This window comes from Chryseobacterium populi (assembly GCF_000282115.1).
GTDB classification, from domain to species: domain Bacteria; phylum Bacteroidota; class Bacteroidia; order Flavobacteriales; family Weeksellaceae; genus Chryseobacterium; species Chryseobacterium populi.
Window position 1 is genome coordinate 67786 of the sequence record NZ_AKJY01000014.1, and the last position, 22011, is coordinate 89796.

The 22011-nt window shown below is 37.2% G+C and carries 17 protein-coding genes; 5 read left to right on the plus strand and 12 right to left on the minus strand.

Going from position 1 to position 22011, the window contains the following annotated elements:
- Window positions 1–11 precede the first annotated feature (11 nt).
- The 5 genes from PMI13_RS04745 to PMI13_RS21395 all read left to right on the plus strand — a co-directional run bounded on the left by PMI13_RS04745 (window position 12) and on the right by PMI13_RS21395 (window position 9722).
- Window positions 12–4772, plus strand: a complete 4761-nt coding sequence (locus PMI13_RS04745) for an RHS repeat-associated core domain-containing protein (protein WP_007841213.1) — start codon at window positions 12–14, stop codon at window positions 4770–4772.
- Window positions 4773–4775: 3 nt separating this feature from the next.
- Window positions 4776–5609, plus strand: coding sequence for a hypothetical protein (locus PMI13_RS04750; protein ID WP_007841215.1), 834 nt, complete (start codon window positions 4776–4778; stop codon window positions 5607–5609).
- A gap of 437 nt (window positions 5610–6046) precedes the next feature.
- Window positions 6047–6397, plus strand: a complete 351-nt coding sequence (locus PMI13_RS04755; protein ID WP_007841221.1) for an immunity 51 family protein — start codon at window positions 6047–6049, stop codon at window positions 6395–6397.
- 138 nt (window positions 6398–6535) lie between these two features.
- Window positions 6536–9361 carry a DNA polymerase I gene (polA, locus tag PMI13_RS04760; RefSeq protein WP_007841223.1) on the plus strand — a complete coding sequence of 942 codons (2826 nt, stop codon included), beginning with the start codon at window positions 6536–6538 and terminating at the stop codon, window positions 9359–9361.
- 205 nt (window positions 9362–9566) lie between these two features.
- A complete protein-coding gene (locus PMI13_RS21395; protein WP_202948029.1) occupies window positions 9567–9722 on the plus strand; it encodes a cysteine hydrolase family protein in 156 nt (51 codons plus the stop codon).
- 105 nt (window positions 9723–9827) lie between these two features.
- Here PMI13_RS21395 and PMI13_RS04770 read toward each other — a convergent pair whose 3' ends face one another.
- The 12 genes from PMI13_RS04770 to kdpA form a co-directional block, all read right to left on the minus strand.
- Window positions 9828–10451, minus strand: coding sequence for an FEKKY domain-containing protein (locus tag PMI13_RS04770; protein WP_007841225.1), 624 nt, complete (start codon window positions 10449–10451; stop codon window positions 9828–9830).
- On the minus strand, window positions 10448–10789 hold the full coding sequence (locus tag PMI13_RS04775; RefSeq protein WP_007841227.1) for a hypothetical protein: 342 nt from the start codon (window positions 10787–10789) through the stop codon (window positions 10448–10450). Before PMI13_RS04775 ends, PMI13_RS04770 begins: the two co-directional genes overlap by 4 nt.
- A gap of 50 nt (window positions 10790–10839) precedes the next feature.
- The gene (locus PMI13_RS04780) at window positions 10840–11400 is read right to left on the minus strand and encodes a YdeI/OmpD-associated family protein (protein ID WP_007841229.1); all 561 of its coding nucleotides are present in this window, start codon (window positions 11398–11400) and stop codon (window positions 10840–10842) included.
- 9 nt (window positions 11401–11409) lie between these two features.
- Window positions 11410–12258 (minus strand): hypothetical protein, encoded by an 849-nt coding sequence (locus PMI13_RS04785; RefSeq protein ID WP_007841231.1) that lies wholly within the window; start codon window positions 12256–12258, stop codon window positions 11410–11412.
- 106 nt (window positions 12259–12364) lie between these two features.
- On the minus strand, window positions 12365–12682 hold the full coding sequence (locus PMI13_RS04790; protein ID WP_007841232.1) for a hypothetical protein: 318 nt from the start codon (window positions 12680–12682) through the stop codon (window positions 12365–12367).
- Window positions 12683–12878: 196 nt separating this feature from the next.
- Entirely contained in the window at window positions 12879–13460 is a 582-nt protein-coding gene (locus tag PMI13_RS04795) for a hypothetical protein (protein ID WP_007841234.1), read from the minus strand.
- Between the two features lie 61 nt (window positions 13461–13521).
- On the minus strand, window positions 13522–15237 hold the full coding sequence (locus tag PMI13_RS04800; protein ID WP_007841235.1) for an ATP-binding protein: 1716 nt from the start codon (window positions 15235–15237) through the stop codon (window positions 13522–13524).
- A 5-nt stretch (window positions 15238–15242) separates the two neighbouring features.
- A complete protein-coding gene (locus PMI13_RS04805; RefSeq protein ID WP_007841236.1) occupies window positions 15243–16352 on the minus strand; it encodes an osmosensitive K+ channel His kinase in 1110 nt (369 codons plus the stop codon).
- A 72-nt stretch (window positions 16353–16424) separates the two neighbouring features.
- The gene (locus PMI13_RS04810; RefSeq protein ID WP_007841237.1) at window positions 16425–17510 is read right to left on the minus strand and encodes a porin; all 1086 of its coding nucleotides are present in this window, start codon (window positions 17508–17510) and stop codon (window positions 16425–16427) included.
- A 14-nt stretch (window positions 17511–17524) separates the two neighbouring features.
- Window positions 17525–18082: a potassium-transporting ATPase subunit KdpC gene (gene kdpC / locus PMI13_RS04815; RefSeq protein WP_007841238.1), complete on the minus strand. Its 558-nt coding sequence runs from the start codon at window positions 18080–18082 to the stop codon at window positions 17525–17527.
- Between the two features lie 10 nt (window positions 18083–18092).
- Window positions 18093–20132, minus strand: coding sequence for a potassium-transporting ATPase subunit KdpB (gene kdpB / locus PMI13_RS04820; protein WP_007841239.1), 2040 nt, complete (start codon window positions 20130–20132; stop codon window positions 18093–18095).
- A gap of 43 nt (window positions 20133–20175) precedes the next feature.
- Entirely contained in the window at window positions 20176–21870 is a 1695-nt protein-coding gene (gene kdpA / locus PMI13_RS04825) for a potassium-transporting ATPase subunit KdpA (RefSeq protein ID WP_007841240.1), read from the minus strand.
- Window positions 21871–22011 lie beyond the last annotated feature (141 nt).

The following is a 22011-nucleotide window of genomic DNA, read 5'->3' on the forward strand; positions in this document are numbered from 1 at the left end:
ATTAAAATATCATGGCAGATCAGAATAAATCTAAAATAAAGAAAATACGGGTTACAAAGCCAGATATGAATCCGGACCGGTCCCTGAGTGTTTCTGCAGACGTGACATCGTTCAGCATGGAAAAAACCACACAGGGCTGGAAAAACGGAATGAAAAATAATTTTGAATCGCTGAATCCGGTTTCCATGGCAAAATCTGTTGTTGGGGGAGATGAAGGGCAGTCACAGTCAGGTGGTGGCGGTGGCGGCGAAACTTCTGTAACGGCAGAAAAAGCGGCACCCAAAAGTAAAGTTAAATTAATTAAGGTAAATACACCTGCCATTACCCCTACGGCAATTCAGCATACCAGTAAACATTTTGATATTGTGCTGGCGATCGATATCCACTGGACATTGATTCCGCCACCACCCTCATTCATGTTGATTCCGTTGCCCTTACCGCATCCTTTTATCGGGATCGTTTTTGATGTAATGGATTATATTAAATTTAACATTCCGATTCCGCAGTTTATCAGAAATTTAAAACCAAACCTTCCTGAAAGTATTCCGATGGGAGGTTCAATATATGTTCACGGAAGACACAAAGCCACCACGACGACTAGTGTAATGGGGGTTGTAATTCCTTTCAGGCACGTAACCTCTCTGATTCCTGTTTACATTATTCCTTTTCCTCAGGAAGCTCCGCATGAAGGCGAAGTGTATTACGGAGCCCAGACAGTTCTGGCACAAGGAAGTAAAATGAGCGGAAATCAGCCACAGCAGGTTTTGACCTGTATGGGATTGCCTTTTGGGATGACCATGCTTCCGGCTATGCCTGATAAACCAAAGAAAAATCCATTGGCTTATTTTGCATTTTATAATAATTTTTCCAGTATGTATATTCAGATCAATACAGGCGGGCCTGTACTGGTGGGTGGAGCTTTTGTACCGCACGTGTATACTCCGGGAGAAATGCTGATGCGTTTTGCCGGAATGGCTTTAATGCGCGGTTTGACAAAAAGTTTAGGAAAAGGAGTTACTAAATTTAATCACTTTTTACAAGGAAAATTCGGGAAAACGAATCCTGTTTCCAGGGTTTTATGTAAAGTAGGTTTAGAACCGGTCAATTTTGCATCAGGCGCCATGTTATTTGAATGGGATGACTTCAATATTGAAGCAGGAACACCTTTACAATGGACAAATGTCTGGTACAGTGACAGACCCTATACCAAAGGAATGCTGGGAAATGGTATTTTCAATTCTCATGATCTTTACATTGTTCCGGATGAAGGAGATGAGGTTGCCGCATGGGTTCATCCCGAAGAATTGCAGCCAATGCCAATTCCGGTTCCGCCGGTTGGAGAAGAACTGACCTATTACAGAAGCCGGAAAATCTGGCAGTACAGACCCAATAGTTCTGTCTGGATCATAAGAAAAGGTACTGATATTTATACTTATAAACGTTTCCATCATATTACGGAAGGAAGTATTTTTAAAGTAATTCATATCGAATATGGCGACGGAACAACCCGGGAATATGATTATCAGGAAGAAAATATTGTTTTAAAAAGCATTAAAGATGTTAAAAGCGGTTTCAGTATAGAAACGACTCTTCATCCTGAGCTCAAAAAAGTTTCGGAAGTTTATTATTGTTATAAAAACCAAAGAGATTTGCAGGTTCGTTACCATTACGATGAACGCGGAAATCTTACCCATGTCTGGGATATTCATAAAAAAGCTATCATATTTGAATATGATGGCGAAAACCGGGTAATCCGCAGAACCAACAGAAATGAAATGAGCTATCATTGGGAGTATGATAAAAAAAGCAGGGTAGTTCATACAAAAGGCCTGGAAGGTTTTATGGAAGGACTTTTAAATTATAATGAAGAAGAAGGTTATACCGAAGTTGTTTATCCGAAACAGGATAATAAAACCGAAAGGTATTATTACGATGAAGATCTTCTGGTGTACAAGCAGGTTGACGGTGAAGGAGGAGAAACCTGGTATGATTATACTTCTCACAACGAATTAAAAATGACAGGAACTCCAGAAGGAAGAGTTCAGGGATATACGTATGACGAATTCGGAAATATTAAAATTTTTCACACACCTGATGGAGAAGAATACCATTACCAGTACAATGAATTCGGACAGATTATCGCCCGTTTTTCACCTTCCGGAACTTCTGAAACATGGAATTATGATGAAGAAGGAAGATTAATAAGCTATACAGATCCAACGGAAGAAACGGTTAGTTATCATTATTTTAATGATGAGAAACTTCCTGAAAGCAGTACAAAGCAGTACATTGAAACGCATTACGAGTACAACAACAGAAATCAGATCACAAGATTAACCAACAATATTGGTGGTGAACAATACTGGAAGTATGATGAATACGGAAGATTATTGATGTTCAGCCCGCGACCTTTGAACAGAACACTTTGGAATCGTGATAAAATGGGGCGTGTAATTGAGGTTAATGAACAGGGACAACTACCTTTAAAACTTCGTTACGATGCTTACGATTTACCAATTTATGCAACAGATGGAAGAGCTGAATGGCTAATGAGTTATACACCGATGGGAAGCCTGAAACGTCAGGTTCGCAGAAACGCCCTGACTTTAAAAAAAGAAGAAACTTTGGTGTTTGGCTATAATGCTTATGAAAACCTGATGAGTATTACCAATGAGAAAGGTGAAGTCTACCGGTTTGAAAGAAATAATAATAACGAAATTATTGGCGAAACCGGCTTTGACGGACAACAAAAATTCTTTATTAGAGATAAAGACGGATTGGTTACTCAAACCCGGAACCCGAATGGGAAAAATGTTTTTTATGAATATGATTTAGGAGGAAGATTAACACAGACTCATTATCCCGACGGAACCTGGGAAGCTTATCAGTATGATACTTCAGGAATGCTGATCAAAGCTGATAATGAAAACAGCAGTGTGGCTTTCCGGAGAAATAAATTAGGACTGGTAACCAGCGAAAAACAAGGGGAACATTCCATCAATTACGAGTATGACCATGAGGGAAACCTAATTGGTTTAAAAAGCAGTTTAGGGGCAGAGATCGATTATGCATATAATGATCTTGGTCAGCTTAAAAATGTAACTGCTGCTACAAAAGATGTTCATCAGCCCTGGCAGATGAATCTGAACATCAGCCGAAACGGGCAACTATTTTCCCGTGAAATGACAGGTGGAGTTGAAAGTGTTTTCGAATTCGATCACACCGGAATGCCGGTAAGCCAGAAAGTGATAGTGAATAAAACTAATACCGCTTTCCATAAAGATTATCATTGGGCAGCAGGAAGCCGGTTACTGCAGGTTTTAGACCGTGTAACAGGTGGAAGAACGGGATTTGATTATGATGCTTTCGGAAGTCTCGTAGCTGCAGAATATTCGAATGGCGAGATTCAATACAAAAATCCTGATGAGACAGGCTGCTTATATGAAAGTGCAAGAAGAACTGACCGCGTTTATGATAAAGGCGGAAAGCTGATGCGCGACAAAAACTGGTTTTATCATTATGACGAAGAAGGAAATTTACTGTTAAAAAGTAAACGGCCGGTTAATAATATCAAATCAGATCAGAAAGAAGAAGAAAATCAGCATCCTTATTACAAATCCATTGCTGGAGACTGGCTGAATGAGCAGAAATTGCAGGACGGAGATATTCTACCGAATGTCAATGAAAATTTTCCCGAAGAAATCCAGAACCCGGAATGGGAATCCGGAGACTGGGCATATTCCTGGAAGGCAAACGGAATGCTGGCAAAAGTAAAACGACCTGATGGGAAGGAGGTGAGCTTTGAATATGATGCGCTGGGAAGAAGGATTTCGAAAATTGGGAATAAGAAAATAACTCGGTATATTTGGGATGATGATGTATTGTTACATGAATGGGTTTATAATATTGAAAATATTCCTGTAACAGAAATAACGGAAGGCGGAGAATTGAAGATTAATCCGGAACCTGCAGAAAATGTAGTAACATGGATTTATGATGGAGGTGGCTATACACCGGTTGCGAAATTGATTGGAGATAAAAAATATTCTATAGTTAATGATTATTTAGGCACGCCAATTCAGGCTTTTGATGAAGAGGGAGATTTGATCTGGAAAAGAAAATTGGATATTTATGGTAGTATAAGAGAGGAAAAAGGAGATTTTAACTTTATACCATTTCAATATCAAGGTCAGTATTATGATCCTGAAATTGATTTGAATTACAACAGATTCCGTTATTATGATCTTGATTCTGGTGTTTATATCAGTAAAGATCCAATTGGTTTATTAGGAGGTTTTGGACTATACAATTATGTGAAAGACACCAATGTATTGTTGGATATTTTAGGTTTAATGCCTAATAATACTGCAATTGGTGATATGGCGGAAGGGGATTTTGTAGATGGGCTGCGAAAAAGGGGGTGGAATGTTTATACTGAGATTAAAAATGGATCTCAGAATGGTATTGACGTGGTGGCACAGCATCCTTTAACTAAAAAAGTTCACGTTTTTGAAGTCAAAGCTAATTCTTCAAGATTAAGTGTTCTTCAGAAAGGAGATGATTACATTCAAAATATTTTAGACGAAGTAAGAAATAACGGAAAGCTGAGAGGACAAAAAGTAGATCCTGGAATGGTAAGAATAGCAAACATAATTGATAGAGATATTAAAGCTCATGGAATTGAAGGTAGATTGGTGAAATACAAAGTCAATAAATCTACAGGAGATGTAACGATGACAAAAATGAGTAATTGGCCACAAAAGTATACATAAGCTATGGAGCACAAAAAATTAATAAACGAGTTTAAGAAACAAATTAATCAAATAAAAAAAGAAGGGGTAAGTCAGGAGGAAATCAATCAGTATTATGATTTGATAAGACAGAGTATTCAGGATGATATTAAAGACGGTTTTAAGGAAACAATTGCCCGAAATCTAACTTTGGGAATTGGCATCCATGCCGGAGAATATCCAAAGCACCTCATTTTGAATGACCAAAAAGAAGGCTGGAAATATATCACTCGTTACTTACTTTGGCAGCAGCACATTTTACAAAAACTTTTTACTTATAAAGAAGTTACCCCAAGATCTGTGGGATGCATTATCGGCCTGTCACTTTTTTGGAATATGAATGATCTTGCAAAACTGTCAAGAGAATATTTTAAATTACTGTTTGAAGATGATAAAGAAAAATATAAGCAAAAAGAGACTCATCATTTGTTTATGGCCATCCTGTATGATTTGAATGAAACAAAAGAAATAAATCAGGAATTATATTCAGCTTTACCAGAAGAAAATATTTACAAAAAATTTCTTGATAATTGGATATCAACAGACAAAAAAATAGTAGGTGATTTGCTTTTTGAAATGTGTGATTTTCATATTTATAGCTCACTGGATCTAAGAGATAAATTTTCTGAAATCCTTTCATTGAACTATATTCCATATGAAATTAAACTAATCGAAAAAATCAGAAGTGAGCAAGGATTAGTTAATGTAAAAACTGATCATCCATTACTTGAAACTAAATTGGCGGAAATTCCTGAAAATCAGTATGAATGGGATTTGTCTAAAGATGAAGTTTATCAATTTTTAATAAGAAGAGAGTGAATTTTTTTGTTAAAATTTAAAATGTAAAAAATGATACTTTTAATGCAGGTAAAATAATGATAGAAAAAATAAAAGTAAAAGAATCAGCTTTTAAATATGGTCCGGTTTTGAGTGAAATTTCTTTAATAACAGACTTGAGATTCCTTGATTAAGCAAAGACCATTCAGAAAAATTAAACTTTCAAAAATATATTTTGAAAATAAAATGATTATCTCTGAAAGTGATGAACCAGAAAGATATGATTTTACCCTGGATGTTAATGAATTTAAAAGGTATTTAAAAAGGCTTTGCGGGAGATTACGAAAAATTTAAAGGAAAAACCATGAAGTATATCTAGAATCGTATGATTTTTGGCGTGTGGATTTGAAGCTTTAGAACAAAGCGAAGATGAAGAATAAAAGAAAATGGAGATCAACTTTTTAAAGAATTAAAAAAATATGGACATTAATGATTTTAAAGGCACAATCAAACCTTTTTTCTGGATAGAGCATAATAACAGCTTTTCCGTTTGCTTAAATGCAGGAGATTACAAGCCTGAAATTTTTGAAACAAGGGCTGAAGAAGGTTTCGAAGGAAACGGGTACGACTGGGCATCCTTAGCACAGGTATTTCTGGACGAAAAAAAGCCGGATTTAAACGAAGATATTAAATTTGATCCCGAAGCCGGAATGTTCTGTACTTATTCCTCAAATGCAGAAAGCTTAAAAGAATTTATTTCGGAATTTAAGAAAATCTGTGAAGACGATACCAAAATACAGGATCTGTTTTCAAGAGCAGAATTAGACTGATACCCATCAGGAAAATATATCAAAGACTTCGTGAAGAGGTCTTTTTTTATGAGGTTAAACTTTAAAAATTAAAAATCTCAGCTTAAAATGTAGACTGAAAATATTCCTATTTTCTTATATTTGTTCATTATACAAAATATGGACGCAACACAAGATAAAAGGCTGTTTCTTATCGATGCTTATGCAATGATTTTCAGAGGATATTACGCATTGATCAGAAATCCGAGGTTAACGAGCACAGGAATCGACACATCTGCTATTTTTGGTTTTACCAACTCTCTGATCGAATTGATCAGAAGGGAAAAGCCAACCCATCTGGCTGTTGTTTTTGATGTGGGACAGGCAAGCGTAAGAACTGATGACTACTCGGATTATAAAGCCAATCGAAGTGAAACTCCGGAAGCTATTAAAATTGCAGTCCCCTATATTCACAGGATTCTGGAAGCAATGCATATCCCTAATCTGGGTGTGGAAGGCTATGAAGCGGATGATGTGATCGGAACCATTGCCTGTAAAGCAGAAAAAGAAGGCTACACCACATTCATGGTGACACCGGATAAAGACTTTGCACAGCTTGTGACGGATAAAATTAAAATGTATAAACCAGGTTTAAAAGGTGGTGATATTGAAATTCTTGGAGTAGAAGAAGTCAAAGCCAAATACGAAATTGAAGACCCGAAACAGGTAATCGACTTCCTTGCCATGATGGGTGATGCGGTAGATAATATCCCCGGGCTGGATGGAGTGGGTGAAAAAACTGCAATGAAATTCCTTAAAGAATTCGGAACCATTGAAAATCTTTTAGCCAATACCGATCAGTTAAAAGGGAAGCTAAAAGAAAAAATAGAAGCTTCGGCAGAACGCGGAATTTTATCCAAAAAATTAGCCACCATTATCTGTGACGCCCCAATCGAATTTCATCAGGAACAATATGATCTTGAAACCCCGGATTTTGAAAAAGTAAAAGAGGTTTTTGATGAAATAGAATTCAGAAGGCTGTACGAAAACCTTTACCGTGCTTTTGCTCCTACGGAAACGGTTGTGGTTGCTGAGGTTGAAGTGACTCAGACGGCACAAGTTACCCAGGTAAAAGGCCAGGTTACCCAACTTGATTTATTCGCCAATTTTGAAGAACTGGATCAGGCTACCTCCACAAAATCAACCATCGAACATAACGAACATTTATATCAGTTCGTCAATAATCCAAAAGCTCAGAAAATTCTTGTTAACAATCTGCTGAAACAAAGAGCAGTTTGTTTTGATACCGAAACCACTTCCCTGAATGAGCTGGAAGCAGAGCTGGTGGGAATGAGCTTTTCCTACAAAAAAGGTTTGGCTTACTATATTCCTTTGTCGGAAGATAAAGGTGAAGTATTGCAGACCCTGGAAATCTTCAGGCCTTTTTTTGAAAAAGAAGACCTGCTGAAAATTGCCCACAATCTGAAATTCGATTATAAGATTCTGAAACAGTATGATATTACAGTGAAAGGAGCGATGTTCGACACAATGATTGCCCATTATCTGCTAAATCCGGACGGAAGACACGGGATGGATTATCTATCAGAAGTCTATTTAAATTATAAACCTGTTTCCATTGAAACCATTATCGGTAAAAAAGGGAAAAACCAGGGGACTTTCAGAGATGCCGACCTTAGGACACAAACCGATTATGCAGCAGAAGATGCAGACGTAACATTCCAGTTGTACGAGCTGTTTGCTCCGCAATTGAAAAAAGAAAACCTGGAAGATCTGTTCTTTAAAATAGAGATGCCACTGATGGAAGTGCTGGCAAAAATGGAGCTGGCCGGAATTTCCCTTGATGAAAAATGGCTGGCTCAGGAAAGCATCGATCTTGAAAACGATTTAAGACAATTAGAATCCAAAATATTTGAAATTTCCGGTGAAGAATTCAATATGAATTCACCAAGACAATTAGGGGAGATCCTGTTTGAAAAAATGCAGCTTGACCCGAAAGCCAAAAAAACCAAAACCGGACAATATGCAACTTCGGAAGATGTATTGCAGAAGCTGTCTTCAAAGCATGAGATTATCAAGCATATTCTTGAATATAGAACCTATCAGAAGCTGAAATCAACCTATGTGGATGCGTTACCGTCCCAGATCGATAGAGATGAGCGTGTGCATACCAATTTCTCACAAACTACAGCTGCTACAGGGCGTCTGGCTAGTGTCAACCCTAATTTACAGAACATTCCGATCAGAACATTGAGAGGGCAGCAGATTCGTGGTGCTTTTGTTTCAGGAGAAGGAAAGAAAATTATCTCTGCCGATTACTCGCAGATCGAACTTCGTCTGATTGCTGAAATCTCAGGAGAAGATAATATGATCAAAGCATTCCAGAATGGAGAAGATATCCACGCTTCAACTGCTGCAAAATTGTTTAAAATACCTTTGGCGGAAGTTTCCAAAACCCAGAGAAGCCAGGCTAAAACTGTTAACTTCGGAATTATCTATGGTCAGGGCGCCTTTGCATTGGCTGAGCAGACCGGATTATCAAGAACCGAAGCTAAACAGATGATCGAAGCTTATTTTGAAACCTATCCGAAATTAAAGGAATACATGGCGGAACAGGTAAATAAAGCCCGTCAGCTAGGTTATGTAGAAACTATTTTAGGAAGAAAACGCCACTTAAAAGATATTAACTCCGGGAATTTTGTGGTAAGGGGACATGCAGAAAGAAATGCAGTAAATGCCCCTGTACAGGGAAGTGCAGCCGATGTTGTAAAAATGGCAATGATCAAAATAGATCAGCAGCTCGACGAACAAAAACTACAGACCAAAATGCTGTTACAGGTTCATGACGAATTGGTATTTGAATCTCCTGTTGATGAGATTGAAACAGCTTCCAAACTGATCAAAACCGAAATGGAAAGCGCTATTGAAACACAGGTTCCGTTACTGGTTGAGGTTGGGGTAGGGAACAACTGGCTGGAGGCACATTAAAGATGTTTAAGAAACAATATTTCTCTGCATTTTTCTGTGGCTGGGAATAAATTCATTTTCACAGGAAAAGAAAATATTATTCATCGGAAACAGTGTGACCTATTACTATGATATGTCAAAAATGCTGGGAAAACGTCTCAAAACAACGATATTATGGTAACAACGCAGGATCAGTGCTTTTGCAGGAAGTGACCTGGAAATTGTTTTGAGAGGACTGAATATTGAACATCTGGTACTTTCCGGAGTCAGCACTTCCGGGGTGGTTTTATCTACGCTTCGAGAAGCGGCAGACAAAGACTTTAAATTGACGGTTCTTGCCGATTGTTGTGCAGACAGAGATCCAGGGTTTATCAGGTATTGACAACAAAAATATTTCCGGTACAGGCTGAAGTGACCGATGTTGACTTCTGGATCGGTTAGATTTAAGACCACCGGATTATCTTAAACAATCCGGTAGTTTTTATAATTATTTCTTATTTGTGGATTTCTGTAAATTCTCAATCTCCTTTTCCATTCTTTGTCGCCATCCTTTTCCGTTTCTTTTTTCAAGATAGGGCATAACCGTATTATTATATTTTTGCCGGGCTTCTATATCTTTAAGATCTACAAAACAGCCTGTATTCTTATAGATAATACCATAATTTTTACGGATGCTGTCTGTTTGCTGTATGATCTTTTCATTAAAATCGACTATTATTCCGTTTGCATATTCAATAGTTATCTGGTCATTTTTTATATCTTTTTCGGCTTGTCTGAGATATTCATTTTCAAGCTTTGCGATTTCTTTTTTGTTTTGAATGAGATGATCTATTGAAAAATAAGAAAGAGAAATAAAGAGAAATCCGTTTAAGATAAGAAAGGCATAAAGAAACTTGGTTTTAGAACTCAGTTGTCTGATTTCTATCACACTGATCAGCCAGGAAACCAATGTAATAACTCCCAGGATAATTAATAAAAAAATGATTCCGCATTCCTCTATAATCTCCCAAAGATTAAATCTCATTGGATAATTGATGAAGTAATATCCCAGGATATAAATACTGAAATTGAGGATTAAAGCGGTGATAATAAAAATGTAAAACCTTTTCATTTAAAGAAAATCTTATAAGCTTCTACCAGAATAAGGCCAAAAATAAATAAGACCACAAACGAAATAATACAAAGAAGATAAAATTTTCTGCTTTGTTGATAATCAGAGGCACTGCTAAAATCATCGGTCGTCAGAAATTGATTTTCTTTTAAAAGTTTTTCAACACGGTCAGAATCTTTTTCGTTGAAATAAAACCTTACAGAATCTAAGCCTCCCGGCATTTCGGAATCTATCCAGTATTCAATATCCATATCAAGGAGCTTGCCTTCAAAAGCAATATGTTTTCTGTAGGGAATATAAATTCTGTATTTATCTTTATCAAAAGCTGTTGGCTTCAAATGATTTTTTTTACAATTTAAATAATTGATGAGCTAAAAATCCAGGATTTTTATAATACGACTCTTTTTTGTTGTTCGCTTTCCCGGATTGTCTTTTCAAGACGGGACTGCCTTGTTTTTTCCTGTTTTGCCCTCATAATCCAGTGAAGCATTACTTTTTTATACGATGGGGCTTGGTCATTGAAAAATTTCCAGGCTTTTTTATTTGCTTTAAATTGTTTTTCATAAGCAGGATCAAGAGTGGCCTGCTCTTTTTCGTGAGAATAGATTCCTGATTTTTCCTCTTTTCTTAGGGCAAATGCCTTTTGTCCGGCATCAGTCATTAAACCTGCTTTAGTGAGAACTTCCATTTTTTTGATATTGATAGCGCTCCAGATGCTTGTCGGTTTTCTCGGGGTAAAGCGGATGCTGTAGCTTTCTTCATCTATAGATTTTCTTACCCCGTCTATCCAGCCGAAACATAATGCCTGATCTACTGATTCAGACCAGGTCATCGATGGCTTTTTAGTTCCCACTTTATAAAAGCCGACTAACAGTTCACTTTCTGTATGATGATATTTAATCAGCCATTCCCTGAATTCCTCCTGACTTGTGAAAAATCTTGCAGCCATTGTTGAGCTTTATTTTTTTAAAGATTCTTTTAATTCCTTGAAAAATATTTTATTGTAATATTTTCTTGCTTTTCTCTTCAATTTATAGGTGGAAATATCTTCATTTACAGTCATGCCATTGAAATATACTTTTGTTCTTCCGTTTTTCAGGCTCAGCATAGAAAAATTGAGATTTCTTAAAGTATCCTGATCGATAATCAACTGATCTAATTTATAAAAATGAATATCATTTTTTTCAAAACCGGGAATCCGTTCAAGAGCACGTTTGCTGATAGGATAGATCGTATCAAAAACAATATTTTCCTTCCTGAGCTTTTCAATAATTTCATTTTGGGTATAATTCACAGTAAATGAACATTTAGTACAGTTGAGATTCCCATTGTTTCGGGTATAATAAAAACTGGGCGGTGGTGAAGTTGCCATTAAAGTAAAAATAGCAGGCAGCAGTATAAACGCAGGATGAATTTCTTTTATTCTGATGCTTTCCCATTGATTGATTCCTTTGATGATAAAATAGGGAACAGGTAAAAACAATAGTACCCATAAATCAGAATAATCAACTGTCCGGGTGATCGGGATTAATGCATATTGGTTGTAAAAATGAATCAGCTCTTCGGAATAACCCGATTTCCAGAATATGAAAAATACAGCACTCACCCATATGGAATGCAGCTTAAGCCTTGGGAAAATATAGGTTAAAAGCAAAGGAAGAATAATAATTCCTGTGATATCCGAAAGCTTACCGGTCAACAGGTTTGAAAATTCATATTTCAGAAAATGATCATTCAGAAACAGGATAAAGATGCAAAAAATAAATACATAATTAAGCAGAAGATATTTATTCCGTTGTATTTTCATAATGTATTGAAATCTTAAACCGAAAATACTCAAATTATTAAGAAAATAAAAACAGCGATTGAAATAATTTTCTTTCGCTGTTGCAATTATAATTCAGTTATTTTAATTAATTCCATAAAGTTCCATCCAGCCCCAAAACAATTCCCAGCCATAAAGAAATAATAAAACCGATAATGGTTAAAACTGTTATTCCGGCTTTCTTCCATTTGCTTCTTAAGTTTAATAATTCAGGCGAATAAAGAATAAACCCTCCGAAAGCCCCGGCTAAAGGAGTAATGATAAGAGGCCTGATCATCCAGAATTTTCCCCATTCAGGCTTCGGATGGTCTGTGGTGAAAACAAAAAATGAGATAATGGCTAAACCAATTAAAGCTCCAAAAACGGCTTTTCTGATTAAAGATTTAATGTTGATTTCTAATATCATGCTGTTGTGTTTTAAATGATTAACGATTTATATTGTTTAAAAGTACTTTGATATGCAAAGTGAAAATAAATTTATCATTATAAAATTGCTTTAATATTTTTAGGATGGGCTATATTATTTTTAACCTTAAAACAGGGTTGGGAATTGTTTTTGGGATTATATTCATTACTCAGAATTATAAAATTAACTTCTGAAGTTAATTAAACTTCGATGCTTTCCAGGCATTGATCATTTCTTCCCCTTTTTTAGGGTCCATAAACATAATATTGATTGTAAATTCTTTCTTATCAAACAGTCTGCTGTACATCTGTAATTCCATGACCATGTTATTAGGCATGGTTATCTTGGTAACATATTTGTAAAAAAGTAAATTGTTTATTTTTTCCTTAGTAGATACAGTATCAATTTTAGATCCGGGCATATTATCTTTAAACGTCTGATACAGAACGTCATTTACAGCTTTATTTGTTTCTTCATAATTACCGTCAACTGATGGGTCAAATGGCTGGTAATTAGCTTCCAGATAATTAAAGTTACTGGATTTGACTACAAAAATTATTTTTGCCTGATTGATTACTTTCTGACCACTGGTTTTTTCAAGAGCATCTTCGCCTTTGCCCTGCATTTTAGCCCATTCTTCATTATTTACTTTCTCAAAACCTTCCGGGATTTTTATGGTCCATTTAAAATCTTTACTGTAAAAATCAGAGTCTGAGCTCTGGGCGCTATAATTTTGAAACAGTAATAAAAATAAAATGAAAGTACAGATGTTTTTCATGGTGATTATTTGAATATTGTTAAAATTCAAAATTATGAAAACTTATTCTGAAAACTTAAATTTAGACCAAAGGCAGCCTGAAATAAAAAGTACTTCCCTGGTTTGGCGCACTTTTTACTCCGATTTCGCCATGCTGCTTTTCAATAAAGTTCTTGGAAATAGCCAAGCCCAGACCAGTACCGTTCTGGTGCTCTCCCGGCACCTGAAAATAACGTTCAAAGATCTGGCGGTGGTATTTCTCATCAATTCCGCTTCCGGTATCTGTGATGCTGAACTGAACTGATGCACCTGATTTTTCCACTACAATTTCAATGCTTTCATCCTGAAAAGAATGTTTGATGGCGTTACTCAGGAAATTATTCATTACCCAGACCGTTTTATCAAAATCTGCTGAAATAAAATCACTGTCTTCCAGCAGGTATTGGGTAGTAATGGAAATGTTTTTCTGCTCAGCCAGCTTTTCAACATTTTTAACAGCGGTCTGAACGATTTCTTTCGGCGCACAGCCTTCAATTTGAAGCCGGATATTTCCGGTTTCCACTTGCGAAAGATTCAGGAGCTCCCCAGTAATATCCAGTAGCCGCTGCCCATCTTCATTAATGCTTTTCAGAAGTTCCTGCTGTTGGGCATTCAGCTCTCCGAATTTTTGATTTCCCAATAATTGAACGCCCATTTTAATAGCGGCAATCGGTGTTTTCAACTCATGGGAAATGGTGGCAATAAAATTGGTTTTTGCAAAATCAAGCTCTTTGAAAGGGGTGATATTCCGGAGAAGGATTACTTTCCCGATGTATTTTTTTTCTTTTTCACCTGTTTTTACAATATTGATAGGCACTATTTCCTGTTCAAAATAATTCTCTTTATGATCCGAAACAATCTTTATCGGGTCATTAACAGGATGTTCAATATTTTTAAGAAGCTCCCGCATAAGATCATTATTGACAGCCACTTCATGAGCCGTTTTTCCGATAATTTCTTCTTTACGGAGATTAGTGATTTTTAAGGCTTCATCATTGATCATGTAGATGAAATGATTTTCATCAAGTCCGATCACAGCGTCGTGCATATTGTTGACAAGCGTTTCAATCCGTTTTTTATCCATCAGTTGCGTAGAGAGCGTGCTGCTTTCATATTCCTGAAGCTTTTCTGCCATAATATTGAAAGAGTTGGCGAGATCATTAAACTCTTCGCTTCCTTTGAAATGTACTCTTTCATTATAGTTTTTGTTGGCAATCTGTTTGATACTGAAGGTAAGCTGATTAATAGGCTCTGCAATGGTTTGCGGTAAATTAAAAAGAAGAACAAAAGCAATCAGGAAACAAATAGTACCCAGGCTTACAATCCAGAATGTCGCGTTCTCAGCAGTGATGATGGCAATATCACTTTTACGCTCGATACCTTTCATATTCAAAGCCATAATTTTCACAAGGTCTTCGCGGATCAGCTTTTCTTTTTCATAGGTACGTTCCTTTAAATAGCTTTTAAAATGAAGGTTCAGGTTTTGTGTTGCTTCTTTTTCACCGAATTCGGTAAGGTTTTTTTCCTGTAGAATATTGTTTTTCTGAAAATTTTTAATGGCAATAGCACTGTCTGTATTGATTTTATCCAGGGCCAGAATCATATTTTGAGAAAACTCCAGGCTGTTGTAGTTGGCAATAAGAATCTTTTCGGTATCCGATTTAAGCTTATTGATATAGACAGACCCTATGACCGATAGTAAAACGATCAGGATGAATAATAGACCTACGCCTAAAGTGAGTTTCGTTTTAAGTTTCATTACTTTTAAGATAAAATAATAATGTCAATCTGCCTTTCATTCAAGCGGTTCATCAGGGTATAAATCCAACTGTAGCCGGAAAGTCTCTGCCAGAATTTCGGATGGGGTTTTCCTATACAGACTGTTGTGATATTATGTTGGATCACATAGTCAAGAATACCTTTGTGAACACTGTTTTCTTTTATACGGATTACTTTTGCCCCTAATTCCTGTGCTAAATTAAAATTATTAATCAAATATCGCTGCTTATCCAGGGCTATTTTTTCAGGATTTTCAGCAGGCCTCTGAATATACAAAACCGTCCATGGACTGTTATAATAGCTCGCTAGACGGGCTGTTTTCCGTATGATATTTTTAGCGATTTTCTCATTGCTGCTGATACACGCAAGGAATTTTATAGGCTTAAAATTTTCAGTTTTAATCTCAGTTTCCACTTTTCTTTCAACATGGGTGGCCACTTCCTTCAGTGCCAGTTCACGGAGCTGTAAAATATGCCCGCTTTGGAAAAAATTATTTAAAGCGGTCTGAATTTTTTCTTTTTTATAAATTTTTCCCTCTTTCAGTCTTGTCAAAAGTTCATCAGCTGTTAAATCAATATTGACTACCTCATCAGCCAGGGCAAGGATTTTATCAGGGACGCGTTCCGAAACTTCAACCCCCGTGATTTTTTTTACTTCTTCATTCAGACTTTCAATATGCTGGATGTTCATAGCGCTGATTACATTGATCCCGTTGTCCAGAATTTCAAGAACGTCCTGCCATCTTTTTTTATTTTTTGAACCTTCTACATTGGTGTGGGCCAATTCATCCACCAGAACCACTTCCGGATGCTCATTGATGATTGACTGAAGATCCATTTCTTCAAGATTTTTTCCTTTATAAAAAACCGATCTTCTTGAAATATAGGGAATACCTTCTACAAGTTCCTGGGTTTCCTCTCTTCCATGGGTTTCTATATATCCTATTTTTACATCAATGCCGTTTCGCAATAGGGCGTGGGCTTCCTGAAGCATACGGAAAGTTTTTCCCACGCCGGCACTCATCCCGATATAGATTTTAAATTTCCCTTTCCGGGATTTTTGAATGAGTTCTAAAAAATGTTTTGCGGATGACATTGGCTTTATTCTTTTTAGTTTTATTTTTTGCTGCAGCATAGAAGGAACAAAATTTCAGCTTAAATTTCCTTATTAAAACCAGGCAGCAAGACTTGTTGCAATGAAAAAATTTCCTTGTTTAAGTTCGTCATTTTTCGCAAATATGGCATCTTTAGACGTAAAGCCCCTTGCTTCTGTACGGAATACTACATTTTTCAGAATAGCATAATCTACATTCAGGGAATATCCAAAGGTCTGAAAGCCGTTTGGTGTTCCCGTATTGATGATAACTCCATTTTTATCATTATAATACTCAGCTCTGCCGGCTAAAGCCCATTTGGGATTGATCTGATATTTCATGAGAATATTCGGGGAATACCAGATGCTGTATTGATCGCTTCCCTTTAATTTCTGTTCGGCTCCGATGTCGAAACCCAGAACGGCAGAGAACTGATCCGTCAGCTGAAAACTTCCGTACAGATCATGGAAATAACGCATCCGCTTTTCATCTTTTGCCTTATCATTTCCAATAAATGAGCTGCTGTTCAATGTAATTTTTTCAGTAGGTTTATACGTTATCTGGTGCCCGAAAGAAATGGTCTGATTGCCCTCCGGCTTTGCAATGCGCTGCCATCCGTTTAAAACCAATCCGCTCAAAAACCATTTTCCATTGTCTGAAGTATAAGAAATTTTAGCTCCGGTTTCAAAATAAGGCGAGTTTTCCGCGGCAAAACTTCTTGTAAGGTTAATGTTATCTTTTCCAATGGCACTTTCCCAGCCGATGTGGGAAGGCATTATTCCTGCATCAATCCACAGGTTTTTGCTTTTGGAAATTTTAATTCCGATATTGGCTTCATTGATGTAGCGGAGAGCATTCTGTTCTGCTGCCATATTATCCTGGGCGTAAGTTCCACCCATTAAGGCGATATTGGCGCGAAGATTTTCAGTTTGATAGGCCGCTTTTACAAGACCCAGATTAAGGTTTAATTCATTATGCCTGTTGTATGAATATAAAAAGTTTTGACGAAGATGATTGGCAGGCTCATTAAAATCGTAAGTATAAAATAATTCTGCATAGGCGGAAAAAGTCAGCTTTTTTTCTGTCTGCAAAGAATCACCGGTTTGAGCTTTTGATATAAAAGATGCGAATATCACACCTGCAATAATGTATTTTTTCATGATGATTTTAAAAGTTATTTTAATTGGTCTAAAGCAATGTTAAGTTTTAGTACATTCACCTTTGAAGGACCAAAAAGACCCATAAGAGGTGAGCTTACATTGGCTTTAATTAAATTTTCAAGGGCTGTTTCTGAAATATTTCTCTCTTTTGCAATTCTTTTTACCTGGTACAGGGCGCCTTCCTGGGAAATATCGGGGTCCAGGCCGCTTCCGCTGGCTGTAATCAGTTCTACAGGAACTTTCACATGGCTCATTTCCGGATTTTGCATTTTTAAAGTATCCATTCTCTTCTGTACGGTTTCCAGATATTCTTTATTGCTTGGCCCTTTATTGCTTCCCGCACTTCCTGCCGCATTGTAGTCAACAGCTGAAGGCCGTCCGTGAAAATATTTTGCAGATTTAAAATCCTGTCCGACATTGGCGTAAAACTTCTGCCCGTTATGCGTAATGATCTCTCCTTTTCCATGATTCGGAAGTACTTTTGATCCGGCATATACAAAAATAGAATAAACTCCTACTATGACCAGCATTACAATTGTAAGTCTGAATGCTGATGAAATATAATTTTTCATTTTTTTTAATTTAAAAGAATAGACTGATGAATAAATCGATGATCTTTATTCCGATGAATGGTGCAATAATACCTCCCAAACCGTAGATCAAAAGATTTCTTCTTAATAATGCACTGGCTCCGATCGGCTTATAAGCAACACCTTTCAATGCTAACGGAATCAGGATAGGAATAATAATTGCATTGAAAATAATTGCAGATAAAATAGCGGTTTCAGGGCTGTGAAGATTCATAATATTGAGCTTCTGCAGCGCAGGAATAAAGGTAATAAACAAGGCCGGAATGATGGCGAAATATTTAGCAAAATCATTGGCTATACTGAAAGTGGTCAAGGTTCCACGGGTCATCAGCAATTGTTTTCCGATCTCTACAATTTCAATCAGTTTTGTAGGGTCATTATCCAGATCAACCATATTTCCCGCTTCTTTTGCTGCCTGGGTTCCGCTGTTCATGGCTACGCCCACATCTGCCTGGGCAAGGGCCGGGGCGTCATTGGTTCCGTCTCCCATCATAGCGACAAGCTTTCCTTCCTGCTGTTCTTTTTTGATGTAATTCATTTTATCCTCAGGCTTGGCCTCAGCAATAAAATCATCGACTCCGGCCTTTTCTGCAATAAATTTCGCAGTTAAAGGATTGTCTCCGGTTACCATTACTGTTTTTACTCCCATTTTTCTAAGGCGTTGAAAGCGTTCCTGGATTCCGGTTTTAATAATATCCTGAAGCTCAATGACACCCAGAACTTTTTCGTTTAATGAGACCACGAGTGGTGTTCCCCCATTCTCTGCAATTGTTTTTACAGCCTCTTCAGTTTCTTTTGGAAAGGTATTTCCTGCCTTTTCAGTTAGCTTTTTAATGGTGTCATAGGCTCCCTTCCTGATTCTTGTTTCTTCAAAATCAATTCCTGAAGTTCTTGTTTCAGCTGTAAAATCAATATAAGAAGGATTAGGAACAAGTAAGTCTTCAGGTTTCAGCTGACTTAATTCGATAATTGATTTTCCTTCCGGAGTTTCATCAGCAACCGAACTGAGAGCAGAAGCTTTGATGAAATAATTCATTTCTACATTATCTGAGGGATGAAATTGTGTTGCTTTACGGTTTCCGATGGTAATTGTTCCTGTTTTATCAAGTAACAAAACATCAATGTCTCCCGCTGTTTCCACAGCTTTACCGCTTTTGGTGATCACATTGGCCCTCAAGGCTCTGTCCATCCCTGCAATTCCGATTGCAGACAGCAAACCTCCGATGGTTGTCGGGATCAAACAAACGAAAAGTGAAATAAATGCCGCAATTGTAATCGGGGTTTGCGCATAATCTGCAAAAGGTTTTAAAGTAACTGTAACGATAATGAAGGTGAGGGTAAATCCTGCCAAAAGTATCGTTAATGCGATTTCATTAGGGGTTTTCTGTCTTGATGCCCCTTCTACAAGGGCGATCATCTTATCTAAAAAGGATTCTCCGGGTTTTGTGGTTACCTTCACTTTAATTCTGTCTGAAAGTACTTTTGTACCCCCGGTTACAGAACTTTTATCTCCACCTGCCTCTCTGATTACAGGGGCACTTTCTCCGGTGATGGCAGATTCATCAATTGTTGCCAGGCCTTCTATAATTTCGCCGTCCATTGGAATCTGGTCGCCGGCTTCACAAAGAAAAATATCACCGAGCTTCATTTCGGCAGACATTTTTAAAGTGGTCTCAACCTGGAATCCCTGTGCATTTTCAATGATTAATTTGGCCGGGGTTTCTTCACGTGTTTTTCTTAAGGTATCTGCCTGGGCTTTTCCTCTTGCTTCGGCGATGGCTTCGGCAAAATTGGCAAATAAAACGGTGAAAAATAATATGATGAATACTAAAAAATTATAGGAAAAACTGCCTTGTGTCTTGTCACCTGTTAAACTGAACAGACTCACGAGCAGCATGACAACTGTCCCGATTTCAACAAGAAACATGACAGGGTTTTTAAACATAATTTTCGGATTCAGCTTTACGAAAGACTGTTTAACAGCTTCGTTGACCAAATCTTTTTGAAATAATGTCTGTGATTGATTTTTCATTTTTAAATGAGTTTAATGTTTAAATCCTTAAATGATTTAAATGTTATTTAGAGAAATATTGAATCTGTTCTGCAATTGGCCCGAGTGTAAGGGCAGGGAAGAAAGATAATGCAGCAATAAGCAGGATTACGGCCAGGGTCATGAATCCAAAAGTTACCGTATCTGTTTTTAATGTTCCCGCACTTTCCGGAATATACTTTTTCTGTGCCAGCAAACCGGCAATGGCAATAGGTCCGATAATGGGGATAAATCTTGATAAAAGCAATACAATTCCTGTAGAAATGTTCCACCACGGGGTATTGTCTCCTAATCCTTCAAATCCGGAACCGTTATTGGCTGATGAAGAGGTGAATTCATAAAGCATTTCACTGAATCCGTGGAAGCCCGGATTATTCAGGGTTTTAGCTCCAAAATCAGGGAGATAAGCTGTTAAGGCCGTTCCCACAAGAATTAAAAAAGGATGGAACAAAGCAACAATCATTGCAATTTTCATTTCTTTGGCTTCAATCTTTTTACCCATAAACTCAGGCGTTCTTCCTACCATCAGGCCACTGATGAATACTGCAAGAATAATAAATATAAAGTAGTTCAGGATTCCGACACCACAGCCTCCGTAGAAGCAGTTGATCATCATGGCCAGAAGCTGATTCATTCCTGAAAGCGGCATTGTGCTGTCGTGCATGGCATTTACAGAACCCGTAGAAATTACAGTTGTTGCAATACTCCAGTATCCTGAAGCAGCACTTCCGAAACGGATTTCTTTGCCTTCCATGGCTCCCAGAAGATGATCGGCTCCCATCTGGGTAATCAGTGGATTTCCATTCATCTCATTAATGATATTTGGAATGGCAAGAGCTAAAAAACCTATCGTCATTACAGAGAAAATAATCCATGAAAGCTTTCTCTTCTTTAAATAAAATCCCAAAGCAAAAACCAAAGCGAAAGGAATGATCATCTGGGCAACCATTTCCGTCATATTGGTAAGATAGTTCGGGTTTTCAAGAGGGTGTGCGGAATTGGCTCCGAAAAAACCACCACCATTGGTTCCTAAATGTTTAATCGCTACAAAAGCGGCAGCCGGACCTCTGGAAACATCAATTTTCTGTCCTTCCAGGGTAGTGATATGGTCTTTTCCTTCGAAAGTCATGGGAGTTCCGTTGGCAGCAAGGATAAACGCAACAACAATACTTATAGGAATGAGTACTCTCGTGATGGATCTGGTGAAAAAATCATAGAAATTTCCCAGTTCAGTAGTTGTTTTGTCTTTAAATGCTTTAAAGAGTACTGCCATTGCAGCCATTCCGGTTGCAGCCGTTACAAACTGGAGAAACATTAAGTACAACTGACTTAAATAACTGACTCCGGTTTCACCCGAATAGTGCTGAAGATTACAATTAACTAAAAATGAGATCGCCGTATTAAAAGCCAGGTCCGGTGACATATTGGGATTGCCATCAGGATTCAGGGGTAACCAGGACTGATTCAGCAATATAAAGAAAGCAATGATACCCCAGACCAAATTGATTGTCAGCATAGCAAACATATTTTGCTTCCAGTTCATCTGGCGGTTAGGATCGATCCCTGAAATTTTAAAAATTAATTTTTCAACAGGCTGGAAGATTCCATCCAGAAAAGTCTTTTTATAACCATACACATTAGCGATATATTTACCTAAAAATATAGCCGGAACTAATGTGATGAGAAACATCGCTATGATGCCTGTAATTTCGGTATTCATGATTGATTAAAATTTTTCAGGTTTTATTAAAACATAGCAGATATACACAAAGGCAAACATTGAGAGAAAAAATAAGCTCCACATAATTTTTATATTTTATCAAAAAATTCAACTGATTTATACAAAAGCCAGAACATTACT

Bases quoted from the DNA above. Each gene is read 5' to 3' on its own strand.
- PMI13_RS04745 (WP_007841213.1), top strand. From the start codon at position 12: ATGGCAGATCAGAATAAATCTAAAATAAAGAAAATACGGGTTACAAAG.
- PMI13_RS04750 (WP_007841215.1), top strand. From the start codon at position 4,776: ATGGAGCACAAAAAATTAATAAACGAGTTTAAGAAACAAATTAATCAA.
- PMI13_RS04755 (WP_007841221.1), top strand. From the start codon at position 6,047: ATGGACATTAATGATTTTAAAGGCACAATCAAACCTTTTTTCTGGATA.
- polA (WP_007841223.1), top strand. From the start codon at position 6,536: ATGGACGCAACACAAGATAAAAGGCTGTTTCTTATCGATGCTTATGCA.
- PMI13_RS04770 (WP_007841225.1), bottom strand. From the start codon at position 10,451: ATGAAAAGGTTTTACATTTTTATTATCACCGCTTTAATCCTCAATTTC.
- PMI13_RS04780 (WP_007841229.1), bottom strand. From the start codon at position 11,400: ATGGCTGCAAGATTTTTCACAAGTCAGGAGGAATTCAGGGAATGGCTG.
- PMI13_RS04785 (WP_007841231.1), bottom strand. From the start codon at position 12,258: ATGAAAATACAACGGAATAAATATCTTCTGCTTAATTATGTATTTATT.
- PMI13_RS04790 (WP_007841232.1), bottom strand. From the start codon at position 12,682: ATGATATTAGAAATCAACATTAAATCTTTAATCAGAAAAGCCGTTTTT.
- PMI13_RS04795 (WP_007841234.1), bottom strand. From the start codon at position 13,460: ATGAAAAACATCTGTACTTTCATTTTATTTTTATTACTGTTTCAAAAT.
- PMI13_RS04800 (WP_007841235.1), bottom strand. From the start codon at position 15,237: ATGAAACTTAAAACGAAACTCACTTTAGGCGTAGGTCTATTATTCATC.
- PMI13_RS04805 (WP_007841236.1), bottom strand. From the start codon at position 16,352: ATGTCATCCGCAAAACATTTTTTAGAACTCATTCAAAAATCCCGGAAA.
- PMI13_RS04810 (WP_007841237.1), bottom strand. From the start codon at position 17,510: ATGAAAAAATACATTATTGCAGGTGTGATATTCGCATCTTTTATATCA.
- kdpC (WP_007841238.1), bottom strand. From the start codon at position 18,082: ATGAAAAATTATATTTCATCAGCATTCAGACTTACAATTGTAATGCTG.
- kdpB (WP_007841239.1), bottom strand. From the start codon at position 20,132: ATGAAAAATCAATCACAGACATTATTTCAAAAAGATTTGGTCAACGAA.
- kdpA (WP_007841240.1), bottom strand. From the start codon at position 21,870: ATGAATACCGAAATTACAGGCATCATAGCGATGTTTCTCATCACATTA.